This is a genomic window from Butyrivibrio sp. FCS006, assembly GCF_000424525.1.
In the GTDB taxonomy this organism is placed as follows: domain Bacteria; phylum Bacillota; class Clostridia; order Lachnospirales; family Lachnospiraceae; genus Butyrivibrio.
The window spans coordinates 641,867-654,998 of the sequence record NZ_KE384204.1; the positions used below are offsets into that span (position 1 = coordinate 641,867).

The window sequence follows — 13,132 nt, forward strand, 5'->3', positions numbered from 1 at the left end:
AAGAAACTATGGGATTTAAGGAAATACTGCCATCGGAAATTGAAAAAGAAAGCTTTCGCATTATCAGAAAAGAGCTTGCAGAGGCCGGGAAGATCATTCCTGAAGAGGTAGAGCCTACCGTGGTAAGGGTTATTCACACCACGGCTGATTTTGAGTATGCTGATACGCTGGAGTTTTCTGAAGGCGTGATACAAAAAGCCAAGGCTGCCATCAGGAGCGGAGCACATATTGTAACCGACACCAACATGGCACTTGCAGGCATTAACAAGAAAACTCTTGCAGGGTATGGGGGAGGAGTTCACTGCTTCATGGCAGATGAAGAAGTGGCAAAGCTGGCTAAGGAGAGAGGTGTGACCAGAGCTTATATCAGCATGGAGAAGGCAATTGAGATAAATGCTCCGCTGATCTTTGCTATCGGCAACGCGCCCACAGCTCTTGCAAGCCTTAACAGATTATGGCAGGAAAAGGGCTTTAGACCTGAGCTCATAATCGCAGTCCCGGTGGGCTTTGTAAACGTGGTCGAGGGAAAAGACCTGATCAGAAACATGGACGTTCCCTATATAATCAATGCGGGAAGAAAAGGCGGAAGCGGAGTTGCAGCAGCTATCTGCAACTCGATTCTATATAACATGTGAGTCACTGGGGACGTTTCAGATTGACTCATTGTGTGCAATGAGTCAATCTGAAACGTCCCCGGTGACTCACAATGATTCGGACTGAATAAATGGAAGAACTCTATACCTTCAAGGATGACAAGAAGTTAAGATGTGGATATACAACGGGAAGCTGTGCTGCAGCGGCGGCAAAAGCTTGCCTTATGATGCTCTTTGAAGGCGAGGATATTAGTCAGGTCAGTATTGTTACACCAAAGGGCATAACCTATATAGCTGAGATCATAGATATTGAGAGGACAGTAGCTGGCGTATCCTGCTCAGTCATAAAGGATGGCGGGGATGACATCGACGCAACTCATGGTATGAAGATAAGAGCTCAGGTGTCTCTAAGGGATGACGGAGAAATCCTGATTGACGGAGGAGAAGGCATTGGAAGGATCACTAAGCCGGGGCTTGATCAGCCCATTGGCGCAGCTGCCATTAACTCTGTGCCGAGGAAGATGATAAGAGAGAACATAGAAGAGGTTCTTGCAACAAATGGAGCAAAATCCCACGGAGCTACAGTTATCATCAGCGCACCGGACGGAAGGGAAATCGCGCAAAAGACCTTTAACCCAAAGCTTGGTATAGTTGGCGGAATCTCAATCCTCGGTACCACGGGAATCGTTGAGCCCATGAGTGATGAAGGAATCCTTGGAACCATTAAGGCGCAGATAAACATGCAGAAGGCCCTGGGAAAAAAGGTACTGCTTGTGGCACCCGGCAACTATGGTCTGAAATTCATAACAGACGAATACCAGATAGACGAGGACAGGGCAGTTCTATGCTCTAACTTTGTATATGACACCCTGATGATGGCACTGAATGCAGGGTTTGAGAAGCTTTTGTTTGTGGGGCATCTTGGGAAACTTGTGAAGGTGGCCGGAGGCATAAAAAACACTCACTCAAAATACGGAGATCACAGGATGGAGATCCTCTCAGACGCGGTTTCAAAATTCGCACCGGGAGAGCGTTTTGCACAAATTAAAAGTCAGCTCGATGAGTGCGTGATGACAGATGAAGCCTTAAGAATCATCGATGAATTTGGATATAAGGAAAAGGTCTTTTGCCACATAGCTGAGAGCATTAAGGAAAATATGGAGAGCTGGGCAGAGGGGAAGATCACCTGTGAGACCATCATATTTGCCGATGGTTACAGACTTCTCTCAGAGAGCCCCGGCGCAAAAGACGTGCTTCTTGAGATAAAAGGAGAAGGCTGATGGTACATTTTGTTGGTGCCGGTCCCGGAGCTGTGGACCTTATAACAATCAGAGGACAGAAATACATTGAGGAAGCGGATGTTATCATCTATGCCGGTTCTCTGGTTAATCCTGAGCTCTTAAGCAAGGCAAGGCCTGACTGTCAGGTCTACGATTCATCAAGGCTAAGTCTTGAAGAAGTCATAGATCTTATGAAGGATTCAGAGAGAAGTGGCGAAAAGATCGTTCGCCTTCACACCGGAGATCCAAGCATTTACGGCGCTATCCGGGAGCAGATGGATGAGCTTGATAAGCTGGGCATCTCGTATGATTACACTCCGGGAGTCAGCTCTTTTTGCGGAGCTGCCTCGGCGCTTAACCTCGAGTATACGCTTCCGGGGATAAGCCAGAGCGTACTTCTTACCAGAATGCCGGGCAGGACTCCGGTCCCTGATAAGGAGCCGACCATGGTATTCTTCTTATCCGCTGGTAACATAGATGGACTTGTAAAAGAGCTGACAGAGGCAGGAAGGAGCATGGATACTCCCTGCGCCATTGTCTATAAGGCTACCTGGCCGGATGAAGAGAAGTACGTAACAACACTGGAAAACCTTGCTTTAGTTGCAGAGCAGCATAATATAACAAAAACAGCTCTTATTATTGTCGGAGATGTAGTGGCGCCAAAGGGCTATGATAAGTCCAAGCTCTATGATGCTACTTTTACTACCGGATTCAGAGAAGGAAGCAGCACTAATGAATAGAGAAAGATCTCTAAGAGGGGTGATAGTATATGTATCCCTTGCAGTTCTGATACTTGTCGGGTTCTTTTTAAGTGTCGGGATCGGAAATGTTCATATCGGATTTACAGAGGTCCTAAGGGCAATCACAGGAGGAGCGTGTGATGAGAAGACAAGAGCCATCATCATGGATATAAGACTTCCCAGGGTGATCATGACCATTATTCTTGGCGGAGGCCTTGCTACTTCAGGATTTCTTTTGCAGACTTACTTTTCAAACCCCATCGCAGGCCCCTATATTCTGGGAATTTCATCGGGAGCCAAGATGATGGTGGCACTGGTGCTGATATTTGTCGTCGGAAGTACAGGCAGATCCTCGTCACTTCTTTTGATACTGGCTGCATTTGCCGGAGCAATCCTCACAACGGGATTTATCATCATTATTTCAAAAGCCGTAAGGAACATGATGGTTCTTCTGGCTGCTGGAATCATGGTGGGCTATATTTGCAGCGCAGTTACGGATTTTCTCATTGCATTTGCCGATGACTCGGACATTGTAAATCTCCATGGCTGGTCACAGGGAAGCTTTTCCGGAATCGACATGGGAAGCGTAAAATACGCCCTGGTGATCGTAGGAGTAGCCTTTTTCCTGGTGATGCTCCTTGGTAAGTCCCTGGATGCCTTCAGGCTTGGAGAGGGTTATGCAAGAAGCGTTGGAGTAAATGTCAAGGTCACGAGAAGTGAAGTCATACTGCTATCAAGTGTCCTCTCTGCCTGTGTAACTGCCTTTGTCGGACCCGTTTCCTTTATAGGAATCGCTGTTCCCTTTCTTATGAGGGAGCTATTAAAGTCCTCAAAACCAATAGTCCTGTTACCGGCGGCATTTATGTCAGGCGCAGTATTTTGTATGTTCAGTGACCTTCTGGCCAGGAGCCTTTTTGCACCGACTGAGCTGAACATTTCCGCTGTAACTTCGCTCTTTGGAGCGCCTATCGTTATCTTTATGATAATCAGGAGAAATATAAATAATGAAACTTGATAAGGTCGTAGCCGGATATCACAAAAAAATAGTGGTTCGCGATGTGGACCTTTTAGTTGCACCGGGCGAGATCATAGGCATCATTGGCCCCAACGGCGGTGGTAAATCCACGATCCTAAAGAGCATAAACGGAAGCCTTTCACTTATCGGAGGAAGTGTCCTTTTAGATGACCTGGACGTTTCCAAAGCTTTGCCAAAAGAGATATCGAAGGTCATGTCCGTTGTCACCACCGAGAGAGTAAAGCCAATCCTTATGACCTGCAGGGATGTGGTATCTGCCGGAAGAATCCCTTTTACTGATGGATTTGGAAGGCTGAGAGAGGAAGATAGTGCGCAGATAGACAGGGCAATGGAGCTTATGAAGATAAAAGAGCTCTCGGATGTCGCCTACTCAGATGTCAGCGATGGTCAGAAGCAAAGGACCCTGATTGCCAGAGCAATCGCCCAGGGCCCAAAGTTCCTTGTGATGGATGAGCCCACTTCCTACATGGATATAAGACACAGATACGAGCTCATGGAGACATTAAAAAAGCTATCGGGCGAAGGCGTGACGATTGTAGCTTCGCTCCACGAACTTGAGCTTGCACTTTCCTATTGCGATAGACTTCTTCTTGTCTATGACGATGGGCATGTTCTTGTCAAAAGACCTGATGAAGTTATGGAGGAAGGGCTCTTAAAGCAGCTCTTTGATCTTGATGAAGATATGTATGATAAGGTGATGCAGAGCATTATCGGCACAAAAAGCGAGGGAGGAACCAGCTTTTTTACGAACAGAAGCTGCAAGTCCTTCCCATGCCATGATGTGCCTGAGGCGGAGTTTAACTGTATGTTCTGCTATTGTCCTTTATATGATTATGAGGACTGCGGCGGAAACTATGTGTGGAACGATAAGGGCATCAAGAATTGTAAGAACTGTGCTTTTCCTCACTTTAGGGACAACTACCCGAAGGTGATCAAAAAGCTTAAGGAAAAAATGTATGGACAGGGCATCAAAGAATAACTACAAGTTCATATGCTTTACCGCGGCCGGAAGGCAGCTGATGGAAAAGATCCTTTTGCAGATTCCCGGAGAAACAGGTGCTTTTGGCCCGGATAAGCTGGAAACCGGAGGGCTTTCGGACTGGACTAAGGAGAATTTCAAAAAAGGAAATGTTCTCGTTTTTATCGGAGCCTGCGGAATTGCTGTGAGGGCGATTGCTCAGTATATAACTGACAAGACTGAAGACCCGGCTGTGATCGTCATCGATGAAGAGGGTAAGTTTGTGATCCCTATTCTCTCAGGACATATGGGCGGGGGAGTTGCTGCGGCAAAAGAGCTTTCGGGCATTATTGGGGCTACAGCCGTTATTACAACAGCCAGCGATGTAAGGGGAGAGTTTGCTGTTGATGTGTTTGCCAAAAACAACGGCCTTGTAATTAACGATATGAAAAAGGCTAAGTCTTTTTCTGCATATCTTCTTGAACATAACAAAGCGTTTTACATGGTGGATCCGGAATTTGAAGATGTTTTTGAAACCTCATTCAATAGAGATAGTCTGATAAAACTTAAGAATTCTGATGAGCTGCAAGAAAGAGACAGCTCTTTTATCATATCACCAAAGACCGGAGGCAAAGAACAATTACAGCTGATCCCAAAGTGCATTGTGCTGGGCGTAGGCTGCAGAAAAGGAAAAGAGGGAAGAGAGCTTATAGAATTTGCAGACCGCATTCTTGATGAGCTTTCTCTTGATAAAAGGAGTGTTTTAGCTGTTGCCTCCATAGATTTAAAGAGTAAAGAGGCGGGGATAATAGAGCTCGCAGAAAGTCTTGGAGCCGAATTTAAGACTTTTTCGCAGGAACTGCTTATGCAGCAGGAAGGGGAGTTTTCAGCTTCGCAGTTTGTGAGAGAAACAACAGGGGCTGACAATGTCTGCGAGAGGTCAGTCATGGCCTATGGCTGCAGGAGAATGATCATGAAAAAGAGAGCAGAAAACGGTATGACACTGGCAGTTGGAGTTTTAGGGAGGAGCTTTACCGATGAGTGAGAAGAGTTTGTATGTGGTTGGGTTTGGACCGGGACAGTATTCGGATATGACTATAAAGAGCGCCAAGGTGCTCAACGGTTGCGACGTGATCGTGGGATATACTGTCTACTGCGATCTGGTGCGTCCCATGTTTGAGGATAAAAAGTTTATCAGCACTCCGATGATGAAGGAGGAGGAGAGGGTAAGGCTTGCCTTAAAGGAGGCGGATACAGGCAAGAAGGTTGCCCTTATATGCAGCGGAGATGCGGGAATATACGGACTTCTGGGACTTGTCTATGAAATGGGCGTCGATTTTCCGGAAGTTTCCATAAAGGCTACAACAGGTGTCACAGCGGCCATCAGTGGAGGAGCCATTTTGGGAGCTCCGCTTATACATGACTTCTGCTGCATCAGCTTAAGCAACAGACTAACACCCTTTGAGCTTATTGAAAAAAGGCTCCGGGCTGCAGCACAGACGGATATGGTCATTGTGCTCTATAACCCCGAGAGTAAGTCAAGAGCCGGATTTTTAAAGAAGGCCTGCGAGATACTGCTTGAGGAGATTGAAGAGGAGAGGGTGTGCGGAATTGCAAGGAACATCGGAAGAGACGGTGAGAACTCAGAAGTCCTTACCCTGGCGGAGCTGAAAGAAGCTTCCGCAGATATGTTCTCGACGGTGTTTATCGGCAATTCATCAACCAGAAATATAATGGGACTTATGGTCACAGCCAGAGGATATCAAAGTGAGAGATAAGATTCTTGTTTTCGGCGGAACCACTGAAGGAAGACTGTTTGCAAGTAAGTTAGAGAAACTTGGGATTCCTCATGTGGTCAGCGTTGCAACAGAATATGGAAAGACAGTTGAAGAGGAGAGCGGAGAAGCATCTCTCCTTGTGGGACGCATGGACAGAAACGCAATTGCAGATCTTCTTAGAAGTGGCGAGTTTGCTGCAGTTGTCGATGCGACGCACCCCTATGCGATAAAGGCCTCCCAGGAGATAAAGAGCGCCTGTGAAAAAGAGTCTTTTACCTATTTAAGGCTACTGAGAAAAACTGCGGATTCTGAGGCAAATGCAGGAAACGTGACATATGTTGAAGATGTGACAGAGGCAGCAAAAGAACTTGAGAAGAGAGCAGGGAATATTTTGCTCCTTACGGGTAGCAGGGATTTAAAAGAGATTACAAGCGGGATTTCTGATATATCAAGAGTATATGTCAGGATCATTCCGGATATTGCCAGCATCGAAAAGTGCCATGAAGCTGGGCTACGGGGACGTCAGATAATTGCAATGCAGGGACCTTTTTCGGTGGCCATGAATGAGGCTTTGATAAGAGAGATAAATGCATCGGTCATCCTTACCAAGGAAAGCGGAGAGGCAGGGGGATTTTCGGAAAAGCTAAGGGCTGCTGATAACTGCAATGCTAAGGCGATCGTTATAAGAAATCCCGAGAAGGGTGATACCTCTCAGGAAGGCCTGGAAGCCGGAGAAATACTTGAGAGAATCTTTACGATTCTGGGAAAAGAGCCTTTAGAAGAACCTTGCAGAAGAATTACTATAGGTGGTGTAGGCCCCGGGGATGAGAGATTCTATACCGCTGAGTTTTCAAAAGCTTTAAAGGGAGCTGATATTGTCTTTGGCGCAAAGACGATTCTTGAGAGAATAAAAGGAATTTCCGTTCCTCAAAAAGACTGGTATGAGGGAGAGAAAATCCTGGAATTCTTAAAAGAACATCAGGAATATAAAGCTCCGCTTGTTGTGTATTCGGGAGATATAAGCCTTTGCAGCGGAGCAAAGAAAGCCTCTGCAATATTTGAAGAAGAGGGCTTTACAGTAAGAAAGATAACCGGAATATCTTCGGTGTCACTCTTTGCAGGCAGGATAGGTGCTGCTCTTGAAGATGTAGCTGTAATCTCAAACCATGGCAGAGAATGCAATGTGAGCGGCTTTGTCAGAAAGAATGAGAAAGTGATCCTTCTTGCGGAAAGTGCAGAAGCGGCACTTGAAACAGCAAAGAGATTGCCCAAAGAATGCAGAGTGATATTTGGACGCGAGCTTGGAACTGAAGCAGAGAAGATAAGCGAGTATGGGGCAGAAGGTTTTTTGGAAAGTGATGTTAAAGGCAAGACCTTAATGTATATCGAGAACCCTGAAGCTTCTAAGAACAAGCTGATTCCGGCACTTTCGGATGATGAGATAATAAGGGGCGATGTGCCCATGACCAAGGAGGAAGTAAGGGCACTGTCTGTAAGAAAGCTTGGCCTTACAAAAAACAGCATTCTCTTTGATGTTGGTGCAGGAACAGGTTCAATATCGCTGGAGGCTGCACTTACTGACCCTGGTGTAAAGGTCTTTTCCATAGAGAAAAACGAAAAGGCCATAGAGCTACTTTATAAGAACAGAGATAAATTCGGCCTTGAGAATATGGAGATAGTGGAGGGAGTAGCACCGGAAGCACTATCCGGGCTTCCAAAGCCAAGCCATGTCTTTATAGGTGGAAGCAGTGGAAATCTTGAGGAAATAATCAGGAGCTGCATAAAGGATAATGGGCCTGTAAGGTTCGTGGTCAACTGTGTAACTCTTGAGACTCTGGGAAAGACCATGGAAGTGATAAGTGCCATGGGAGCAGCAAGCACTGAGGTGGTTCAGCTTAGCGCAGCAAGGTTTAAGGAAGTCGGAAAATATCACATGGCAGATGGAATGAATCCGGTGTTTGTTATAGCTTTTGAAGCTTAGGTGGATGGTAATGGAAAAAGAAAAAGTACTGCCAAGAGTTCTCTTGTGCGCGCCAAAAAGCGGCAGTGGAAAGACTCTTATAACCTGTGCACTTTTGCGAGCTCTTGTAAAAAAGGGCTTTGATCCCTGCGCCTTTAAGTGCGGACCAGACTTTATAGATCCGATGTTTCATAAAAGCGTATTGTCGGTTCCTTCAAGAAATCTGGATCTTATAATGGCCGGGGAAGAGGGAGTAGAAAGAAGCCTCATCGAAGGCTCAAAGGGGTGCGATATCGGCATTATTGAGGGCGTCATGGGCTTTTATGACGGCCTTGGAGTAGAGGAAGGGCTTGGATCTTCATATGACCTGTGCGTAAGGACAAAGACCCCGGCGATACTTATTGTTGATGCAAAGGGCATGAGCAAATCCGTGGTTGCCATGATAAAGGGATATCTTGAGTACGGCAGCGATCGCGTGATAAAGGGTGTTATTCTTAACAGGGTATCAGCGGCTCTTGTTTCCGAGCTTTCTACCCTAATCAAGAGAGAACTTGGGATTCCCGTAATAGCAGCACTTCCTGTACTAAAGGACGGCATTCTTGAGAGCAGACACCTTGGGCTGGTTATGCCATCGGAGGTTCCACAGCTCCTTTCAAGAGTTGACAGCGTTTCTGATGAGCTTTTAAAGAGTCTTGATATGGACGCTCTTTTGCAGATAGCGAAAGAGGCCGGAGCCATAAGTGTCCCGGAAGAGAAGCCGTATCAGCAGTTTGACGTGACTGTGGGCGTCGCAAGGGATGAAGCATTTTGTTTTTACTATGAGGAGAACCTTGAACTCCTTGAGAAAATGGGAGCGCGTATAAAGTTCTTTTCCCCGATCCATGATAGAAAAATTCCGGAGGTATCGAGGCTTATCATAGGCGGAGGCTATCCTGAACTCTATGCAAAAGAACTCTCGGAAAATGTGAGCATGCGCGATAGCATCAAAAAAGCTGCAGACTTAGGGATGCCAATCCTTGCAGAGTGCGGAGGCTTTCTCTACCTGCAGGAGAAGCTAAAAGATAAAGAGGGCAGCGAATATGATATGGTGGGAGCGCTTAATGGCAGTTCATTCATGACAGGTAAGCTCTCGCATTTTGGTTATGTGTCTGTGAGCAAAGCTTTAGATAACCCTTATCTGACGGAAAAAGACCGCGTAAGAGGCCATGAATTCCATTACTACGATACGACGGATAACGGCGAAGCTGCTACTGTTACTAAGCTAAGCAGTGGCAGGTCCTGGAGCGGATATCAGTCAAAGGGAAATGTCTTTGCGGGATTTGCACACCTTTACTATCCTTCATGCAGGAAGGTTATAGAGAGATTTTTAGGAATGTAGGATTTTGGTATGACACAGGAAGAACTGTTTGATCTGAATATAGATAAGCCTGACGAAAAGGTCTTTATGCAGGTGAAAAGAAACTGGGATAGGATCTCAAAGCCCCTGGATTCTCTGGGAGATTTTGAGGATGTGATCTGCAGGATCGGTGCGATCCAAAACAGCGAACACCCTGAGATTGATAAAAAGACCCTGGTTGTCATGTGCGCAGACAACGGAATTGTAAAAGAGGGCGTATCCCAAAGCGGGAGCGAGATCACAAGGGCTGTGGCAGTAGCCCTCGGAAAAGGCATCAGCAGCGCCAGCACCATGGCAAGGAAAGTGGGTGCTGAAGTTATTACTGTTGATATCGGTATTGATTGCAACGAAGAGATAGAGGGTGTTCTAAGCAGAAAGGTCAGCAGGGGAACAAAGAGTTTTCTTGATGAGCCTGCCATGAGTGAGAGCGAAGTACTCTCCGCTATAGAGACAGGGATAGGCCTGGTAAAAGAACTATCGGAGAAAGGCACAGATATCCTTGCAACCGGAGAGATGGGAATCGGCAATACCACTACGTCTTCTGCTGTGATCTGCGCCATCTTAGAGCTTGACCCATCTGATGTAGCAGGGCGAGGAGCAGGACTTTCACACGAGGGACTGTTCAGGAAAATAGATGTTATTAGAAAAGGCCTTGCCAAATATTCATTTGATGGTCTTGGTGAAAAAGAGAGGGCTTTTGAAATATTGAGAACTTTAGGAGGGTTGGATATTGCAGGCCTTGTCGGAGTGTGCATAGGTGCCGGAATCTACCATATACCTGTTATGCTTGACGGTGTGATCAGTGCCTGCGCAGCAATGGTAGCAAATGCAATTGCCCCCGGAACTTCTGAGTACATGATCGCATCCCACGCAGGAAGAGAGAAGGGCAATGTCTTTACACTTAGTGAGCTGCGACTTAAGCCTCTTATGAACGGAAATCTTGCGCTTGGTGAGGGAACAGGAGCTTTGATGGCTTTTTCGCTTCTTGATGTGGCAATGGATTTTTACAACAACGCAGCGAAGTTTGCTGATTACGATATTGAGGATTATGAGAGGTTTGACTGATGGTGGTTTTAGTCGTGGGAGTGCCTGATAGCGGAAAGAGTGAGCTGGCAGAAAATGTGGCACTTGAGCTTTCGGGAGAAAACAAAAGAATATATCTTGCCACCATGGAGATCCTGGACGAAGCGGGATACGAAAGAGTAAAAAAGCACAGAAAGCTTCGGGAAGGGAAAGGCTTTTTTACCATAGAAGCGCCTGTGAAGGCCTGGGAAGCTGTATCGGGACAGCCGGATCTTAAGGATTCTACAGTGCTCATTGAGTGCATATCTAACCTGGTTGGGAATGTGATGCACGATGAGAACTTTATGAAAACTGAAGGTGCTCAAAGCCTCAGAGACAGTGCTGTAGGGGCCGCTGTTTCAGATGTGAAACAAATCTGCCGGGCAGCTAAAAACGTAGTGATAGTGACAAACTCTTTTGCACAGAGAGATGAATTTGATGAGGAGACAAAAGAGTATATCACATGCCTTGATGAGGTGAACGGAAAGCTACGCAGCTTGGCTGATACAGTCTATGAATTTGTCGAAGGAGAATGGCATAAGAGTGAGAATAATTAAGAGTATACTAATTGCATTTTCCATGTACTCAAGGATTCCTGTACCGCAGTTTAAGTGGGAAGAGGAGGAGTACAGTCATGCCATAACATTCCTTCCTCTGATTGGGATGGTGATCGGAGGACTTGAAATAGGCCTGTGGTTTTTATGCTGCCGATTTGATGTTCCCGTGTTTGTGACATCGCTCCTATTGTGCCTTGTGCCTGTTGTTATAACCGGCGGATTTCACTTAGACGGCTATATGGACGTCTGTGATGCCCTCTCTTCATATTCAGGGAGGGAGAGAAGCCTTGAGATCATGAAGGATCCGCATATCGGAGCTTTTGCAGTGATCGGGTTTGCCAGGTTTTCTCTTTTGTTTGTCCTGGGAGCTTATCTGCTTGCCTATGCAGGTGAAGGCGATACGGGTTACATGGGAATATATCTTTTTGCGCTTCTGTTCGTGTTTGTAAGAGCCCTTTGCGGAGTCTTAAGCCTTGTTCTTCCAAAGGCAAAGAGTGACGGTATGCTCAGCAGAGAAGCGGGAAAGACGGGAAGCGCCGACTTTATGTTTTTGACGTTTCTAGCTTCTGTCTCCGGACTTTTTATGATATACATAAATCTGATGGCAGGAGCTTTTGCATTTCTGGCTCTCATCATTTTTTGTTTTTACTATGCTTATCTTTGCAATAAGAAATTCGGCGGAGTTACAGGAGATACGGCAGGCATGTTTGTTGCAAGAGGAGAGCTGATCGGCCTTCTTGTGCTTGCTGTATGCTTCTTTGTGGTCAGATTATGATAGAACATTTTATAGCGTTTTTTATTGGATTTTTAATAGACAGGATTGTCGGAGATCCGCACCGGATGCCACATCCCGTAAGGCTTATGGGGAGAGTTATAAGCTTTTTGGAAAAGGTGTTTCTTGGAAAAGAAACTAAGGATAAGGCAAGGAACACCAAAAAGGAGTTCTGTCTCGGAGCTCTTTTATGGGTGATTGTTGTCACACTTACCTTTGTCGTCGGTTTTGCGATCTGGTTCTTTACGCATCTTTACAGCAGCTATCTGGGAATCGCGGTAGAGGCAATTCTCACAGCATATTGCCTCGCAGCAAAGAGCCTTAAGGATGAGAGCATGAAAGTGTATGATGCGCTGGAAAAAGACGGCCTTGATGCCGGAAGAGCCGCAGTGTCCATGATCGTAGGAAGAGATACAGACGTGCTGGATGAAGACGGAGTCGTGAGAGCAGCGGTGGAAACTGTGGCAGAGAATACTTCCGACGGAGTCATTGCGCCTCTTATTTACTGTTTCCTTGGCGGAGCAGTCTTCGGACTGGTGTATAAGGCAGTGAACACCATGGATTCCATGCTTGGCTATCACAATGACAGATATGAGTATTTCGGGAAGTTTGCAGCTAAGATGGATGATGTCTTTAATTACATTCCTGCCAGGATAAGTGCACTTCTTATGATAGGTGCATCATTCTTTTTGGGAAAAGAGTATTCTGCAAAGGGAGCTGCCAAGATATTTAAAAGAGATCGATACAATCATAAGTCTCCGAATTCAGCTCAGACCGAGAGCGTTCTTGCCGGAGCTCTTTCAGTAAGACTTGCCGGAGATGCCAGCTATTTTGGCAAGGTTGTCAAAAAGCCATATATAGGGGATGATGACAGACCTATTGAGAGAAGAGACATTAAGAGGGCTTGCAGATTAATGTATGGGACAGAGTCTCTTTGTATTGTCCTGATGGTCATTCTTGCAGTAGTTCTTAGCATTTCGTATTATAGATAATTGGTGAA

General features: G+C 46.0%; 13 protein-coding genes. All 13 read left to right on the forward strand.

Translation table 11 applies throughout. The annotated features are described in order from the left end of the window. The first annotated feature begins 8 nt into the window (after positions 1–8). On the forward strand, positions 9–635 hold the full coding sequence (locus G633_RS0114145) for a precorrin-8X methylmutase (protein WP_022768996.1): 627 nt from the start codon (positions 9–11) through the stop codon (positions 633–635). Positions 636–724: 89 nt separating this feature from the next. Further along, positions 725–1,873 (forward strand): cobalt-precorrin-5B (C(1))-methyltransferase CbiD, encoded by a 1,149-nt coding sequence (cbiD, locus tag G633_RS0114150; protein WP_022768997.1) that lies wholly within the window; start codon positions 725–727, stop codon positions 1,871–1,873. Further along, positions 1,873–2,613, forward strand: coding sequence for a precorrin-4 C(11)-methyltransferase (cobM, locus tag G633_RS0114155; protein WP_022768999.1), 741 nt, complete (start codon positions 1,873–1,875; stop codon positions 2,611–2,613). Before cbiD ends, cobM begins: the two co-directional genes overlap by 1 nt. Next, positions 2,606–3,628 carry a FecCD family ABC transporter permease gene (locus G633_RS0114160; protein WP_026520322.1) on the forward strand — a complete coding sequence of 341 codons (1,023 nt, stop codon included), beginning with the start codon at positions 2,606–2,608 and terminating at the stop codon, positions 3,626–3,628. Before cobM ends, G633_RS0114160 begins: the two co-directional genes overlap by 8 nt. Further along, on the forward strand, positions 3,618–4,628 hold the full coding sequence (locus G633_RS18605) for an ATP-binding cassette domain-containing protein (RefSeq protein ID WP_051200238.1): 1,011 nt from the start codon (positions 3,618–3,620) through the stop codon (positions 4,626–4,628). The genes G633_RS0114160 and G633_RS18605 overlap by 11 nt, the downstream gene beginning before the upstream one ends. Beyond that, the gene (locus G633_RS18610) at positions 4,606–5,652 is read left to right on the forward strand and encodes a cobalt-precorrin 5A hydrolase (RefSeq protein WP_051200240.1); all 1,047 of its coding nucleotides are present in this window, start codon (positions 4,606–4,608) and stop codon (positions 5,650–5,652) included. The genes G633_RS18605 and G633_RS18610 overlap by 23 nt, the downstream gene beginning before the upstream one ends. Beyond that, complete coding sequence (cobJ, locus tag G633_RS0114175; RefSeq protein ID WP_026520323.1) at positions 5,645–6,385, forward strand: precorrin-3B C(17)-methyltransferase; 741 nt, start codon at positions 5,645–5,647, stop codon at positions 6,383–6,385. The genes G633_RS18610 and cobJ overlap by 8 nt, the downstream gene beginning before the upstream one ends. After that, positions 6,375–8,366, forward strand: a complete 1,992-nt coding sequence (cobK, locus tag G633_RS0114180) for a precorrin-6A reductase (protein WP_026520324.1) — start codon at positions 6,375–6,377, stop codon at positions 8,364–8,366. Before cobJ ends, cobK begins: the two co-directional genes overlap by 11 nt. Positions 8,367–8,376: 10 nt before the next feature. After that, positions 8,377–9,723 carry a cobyrinate a,c-diamide synthase gene (locus tag G633_RS0114185; RefSeq protein ID WP_026520325.1) on the forward strand — a complete coding sequence of 449 codons (1,347 nt, stop codon included), beginning with the start codon at positions 8,377–8,379 and terminating at the stop codon, positions 9,721–9,723. A 9-nt stretch (positions 9,724–9,732) separates the two neighbouring features. Beyond that, positions 9,733–10,806, forward strand: a complete 1,074-nt coding sequence (cobT, locus tag G633_RS0114190; RefSeq protein ID WP_026520326.1) for a nicotinate-nucleotide--dimethylbenzimidazole phosphoribosyltransferase — start codon at positions 9,733–9,735, stop codon at positions 10,804–10,806. After that, a complete protein-coding gene (locus G633_RS0114195; protein ID WP_026520327.1) occupies positions 10,806–11,360 on the forward strand; it encodes a bifunctional adenosylcobinamide kinase/adenosylcobinamide-phosphate guanylyltransferase in 555 nt (184 codons plus the stop codon). Before cobT ends, G633_RS0114195 begins: the two co-directional genes overlap by 1 nt. Then, positions 11,347–12,135 (forward strand): adenosylcobinamide-GDP ribazoletransferase, encoded by a 789-nt coding sequence (locus tag G633_RS18615; RefSeq protein ID WP_051200242.1) that lies wholly within the window; start codon positions 11,347–11,349, stop codon positions 12,133–12,135. The genes G633_RS0114195 and G633_RS18615 overlap by 14 nt, the downstream gene beginning before the upstream one ends. Continuing rightward, entirely contained in the window at positions 12,132–13,124 is a 993-nt protein-coding gene (gene cbiB, locus G633_RS0114205; RefSeq protein ID WP_026520328.1) for an adenosylcobinamide-phosphate synthase CbiB, read from the forward strand. Before G633_RS18615 ends, cbiB begins: the two co-directional genes overlap by 4 nt. Positions 13,125–13,132: the final 8 nt, after the last annotated feature.